This window comes from Sporolactobacillus inulinus, assembly GCF_006539285.1.
GTDB classification, from domain to species: domain Bacteria; phylum Bacillota; class Bacilli; order Bacillales; family Sporolactobacillaceae; genus Sporolactobacillus; species Sporolactobacillus inulinus.
In genome coordinates, this window is the sequence record NZ_BJMS01000111.1 from 1 (window position 1) to 4,426 (window position 4,426).

A 4,426-nucleotide genomic window follows, 5' to 3' on the forward strand; every position below is an offset into this window, starting at 1 on the left:
CGGTTACTCAGCCTCCTCAGACAGGCAGGAATCTGCGGAGTCTCGCTTGGCTCGCATCAACGAGGCGCGATCCCGCAGGCATCTTGCATGTGCGCGTTTGACGCACTGTTTTTTGTGTGACCAAAAATCGCCTACTTTCTTTTCCTACGAAAAAAAGGAACCGGATCGCCGGTTCCTTTTCGATTATTTGATTCATAGGTGGAGTCGGAGGTAGGCATCGATGAATGGATCGATGTCGCCGTCCATAACGCGGTCCACGTTGCCGATTTCGACGTTGGTGCGGTGATCCTTAACCATTGAGTATGGGTGGAACACATAGGAGCGGATCTGGCTGCCCCAGCCGATTTCCTTTTGTTCGCCGTGGAGTGCAGCCATTTCGGCTTCCTTTTTCTCCTCTTCCAATTGAAACAGGCGCGATTTCAACATTTTCATCGCTTGATCACGGTTTTGGAACTGTGACCGTTCCGACTGGCAGCTGACAACAATTCCGGTTGGAAGGTGCGTCATGCGGACCGCAGACGATGTTTTGTTGATATGCTGTCCGCCGGCACCGCTGGAACGGAACACGTCGACTCTCAAGTCTTCCGGACGGACTTCGATTTCAATATCATCATCGAGTTCCGGCACCACTTCGCAGGAAACAAACGACGTGTGTCGGCGCCCGGCTGCGTCAAACGGTGAGATGCGCACTAAACGGTGAATCCCTTTTTCCGCCTTTAAGTAACCGTACGCATCGGTTCCTTTGATGAGCAGGGTGACACTTTTGACGCCGGCTTCATCACCCGGCAGGTAGTCAAGCGTTTCGACCGCGAAACCTTTGCGTTCCGCCCAGCGCGTATACATACGCAGCAGCATTGACGCCCAGTCTTGAGCTTCGGTACCGCCCGCACCGGGATGCAGTTCCAAGATCGCGTTGTTGCGGTCGTGCGGAGCGCTTAGCAGCAGCCGCGTTTCATAGCGATTGAACGCGTCCCGCGCTTCGCCGAGCGACTCTTCCAGTTCCGCTTTCAGATCCGCATCGTTCTCTTCTTTGACTAACTCGTAAGCCACTTGCAGATCTTCGAATTTGTTTTGCAGGTCGGTCAAACTGTCAACCTTTCCCTTCAATTCGTTGGATTCGTCGATGACCTTCTGCGCTTTTTCATTATCATCCCAGAAGCCGGGCATCGACATTTTCTCATCCAATTCGGCGATCCTTGCTTTCTTGTTATCTAAGTCAAAGAGACCCCCTAAACGCTTTGAGACGGGTTTCCATCTCATCAATTTCGTGTTTCATTTCTGGTAAATCCATGTTCATCCTACTTTCTTACCCACAGATCATTTTCCGTGGCAGTTTTTGTATTTTTTACCGCTGCCGCATGGGCATGGATCATTACGGCCGACGTGGACTTTGCGCTTGATCGGCTTCTTCTTTACCGGTTCGTCGTCCTGGCCGCCGGAAATCACGCGTAAACCGTGCGTTACGTTTTCACGCTGAATCGGCTGTTCCTCGCGCAACTCTGCCTTCATCAGGAAGTTGACGATTTCTTCGTCGATGCTGGCGACCATTTCTTCGAACATCTTGAAACCTTCAATATTGTATGCACGGTATGGGTCGACCTGACCATAGGCGCGCAAGTAGATGCCTTCGCGGAGCTGTTCCATCGCATCGATGTGATCCATCCACTTGGTATCTACCGTACGCAACGTAATCACGCGCTCGAATTCACGCAGCCGTTCTGGCGTAAAGGACGCTTCTTTTTCGTTATAGCGCGCAATCGCCTTTTCGTACAGATCATCGATCATTTCTTCCGGATCTTTACCGTCAAGATCCTTCAGCGAAAGTACGCCTTCGCTGAAGATCATCCCATTCAGGTAAGCGACAATCGCTTGAAGATCCCAATCTTCCGGTACTTCTTTTTCCGGTGTATGGGCGTTCACAACGTTTTCGATGACCGACTTCATCATGCCTTCAATTTCCGGACGAAGATTTTTCGATTCAAGCACTTCCATACGCTGCTTGTAGATGATTTCACGCTGTTGGCGCATAACATCGTCGAATTTCAACAGCTGTTTACGCGCATCGAAGTTATTGCCTTCGACACGTTTCTGAGCGGCTTCAACTGAACGGCTGACCAGCTTGCTTTCGATCGGCGCCGAATCGTCCATGCCGATTTTTTCCATCCAGCTCTTTAATTTATCAGAACCGAAGCGCTTCATCAAGTCGTCTTCAAGAGACAGGTAGAAACGGGATTCCCCCGGATCACCTTGACGACCGGAACGACCACGCAACTGGTTGTCAATACGGCGTGATTCATGACGCTCGGTACCAAGGATAAACAGACCGCCAAGATCCGCAACCCCTTCGCCAAGCTTAATGTCGGTACCACGACCGGCCATGTTGGTGGCGATCGTTACCGAACCCGCTTGGCCGGCATTTTCAATGATTTCTGCTTCACGCGCATGGTTCTTCGCGTTCAAGACGTTGTGCGGGATACCTTTGCGCTTCAGAAGTTTGGAAATCAATTCTGACGTTTCAACGGCTACGGTACCCACGAGCACCGGCTGGCCGCGGTGATACAGCTTCGCAATCTCTTCAACAACCGCGTTAAATTTACCCTTTTGCGTTTTATAGATCAAATCCGGATTGTCTTTACGAATCATCGGTTTGTTAGTCGGAATTTCGATAACATCCATGTTGTAGATGCTCTGGAATTCTTCTTCTTCGGTCTTCGCCGTACCGGTCATACCGGAAAGCTTTTGATACATCCGGAAAAAGTTCTGCAGCGTGATCGTTGCCAGTGTCTTGCTTTCACTCTGAATATCAAGACCTTCCTTGGCTTCAATCGCTTGGTGCAGCCCTTCGCTGTAGCGACGTCCCTGCATCAGACGGCCGGTGAACGGATCGACAATCACAATCTCGCCGTCTTTAACCACGTAATCCTGATCGCGATGCATGATCGCATGTGCCTTCATCGCTTCACTCACGTGGTGATTGATGTTGACGTTTGAATAATCGTATAAGTTCTTGATGCCGAAGAATTTCTCTGCCTTCGTCATGCCTTCTTCCGTCAGCTGCACGGATTTCGTCTTCAGATCAACCGTGTAGTCCTGCTTCTCGGTTAGGAGACGGGCAAATTGATTGGCGCGCACATACAGATCGGTCGATTTCTCCGCATTACCGGAAATAATCAACGGTGTCCGCGCCTCGTCAACTAGTATCGAGTCGACTTCATCGACGATCGCGAAATTCAACGGACGCTGCACGCGTTCTTCCTTATAAAGCACCATGTTGTCGCGCAAGTAGTCGAAGCCGAATTCACTGTTCGTCCCGTACGTAATGTCGGCAGCATAGGCTTCCCGCTTCTCTTCCGGATTCAAGCCGTTACGGTTCAGGCCGACCGCCATGCCGAGAAAGTTGTACAACAGCCCCATCTGCTCCGCGTCACGCGACGCCAGATAGTCGTTGACCGTAACCAGATGAGCGCCCTTACCTTCCAGCGCGTTCAAATAAAGCGGCATTGTCGCAACGAGCGTTTTCCCTTCACCGGTTTTCATCTCGGCGATATTGCCTTGATGGAGCGCAATCGCACCAATCAGCTGAACGTAGTAAGGCGTCATGCCCAGAATACGCGTTGATGCTTCACGAACAACCGCAAAGGCTTCCGGCAGCAGCTCATCAAGCGTTTCGCCATTTTCCAGACGCTGCTTGAATTCCGGCGTCTTCGCCTGAAGCGCATCATCACTCAGCGCCTTATAGTCATCAGCCATGTTGTCAATCTGATGCGCGATTTTTTCCATCTTGCTGAGTTTGCGGAGACTCGTATCTCCGAGCACTCGTTTAAGCATTCCTATCATGCCTGCATACACCTCATTTATTATTTCTGATTTGGCGAAACTTGCCGCACCCTCAGAGTCATTCCTGTGTCAAAAGTTCGCGTTCGAACCTGTCCGAAAAAAATCTTCATCAATATGTTCTTTATTTTAACAATATTCCCCTATGGTGACAATTGCCTGAAAGCGAGAACTGTGTCTGCGGCCAGCGCATGCAGACTCCCCTATTCAGATGTTCGCAAAATCGCTCCATTTTCAGGGGCACGCATTCCACTCATTAGGTAAAAACCAACATTTTCTATTATACGTCAAAACGGGCGCTATGAAAACAGAGCGGGCCGTTTGGAGGTGGGGCGGACGCTAGTTCCCGGGCTGGTTATCCGTCGCGTTTGGCACGTTTATCAGCCAGTTTCGGGATTTTATCGGTCAGTTTGCGATTTTTATCAGTCAGTTTCGGGATTTTATCAGTCAGTTTGCGATTTTTATCAGTCAGTTTGCAGAATCGTCTGTGCTGTCGAAAAAACGCTTTGCCTAAGAAGGACTAGGCTACGCCTAGTCCTTACTTCCGCAGGATGCGGCTTTCATTCATCACCTTGTGCATGAACGACACTTC

At 50.3% G+C, this 4,426-nt stretch carries 2 protein-coding genes; both read right to left on the reverse strand.

What is annotated here, in order from left to right:
- Positions 1-192: 192 nt before the first annotated feature.
- A protein-coding gene (prfB, locus tag SIN01_RS12740) for a peptide chain release factor 2 (protein ID WP_141306113.1) occupies positions 193-1,291 on the reverse strand; the annotation gives its coding sequence in 2 pieces (ribosomal slippage) (positions 193-1,227 and positions 1,229-1,291; 1,098 coding nt in all).
- Between the two features lie 26 nt (positions 1,292-1,317).
- The gene (secA, locus tag SIN01_RS12745) at positions 1,318-3,837 is read right to left on the reverse strand and encodes a preprotein translocase subunit SecA (protein WP_010024166.1); all 2,520 of its coding nucleotides are present in this window, start codon (positions 3,835-3,837) and stop codon (positions 1,318-1,320) included.
- Positions 3,838-4,426 lie beyond the last annotated feature (589 nt).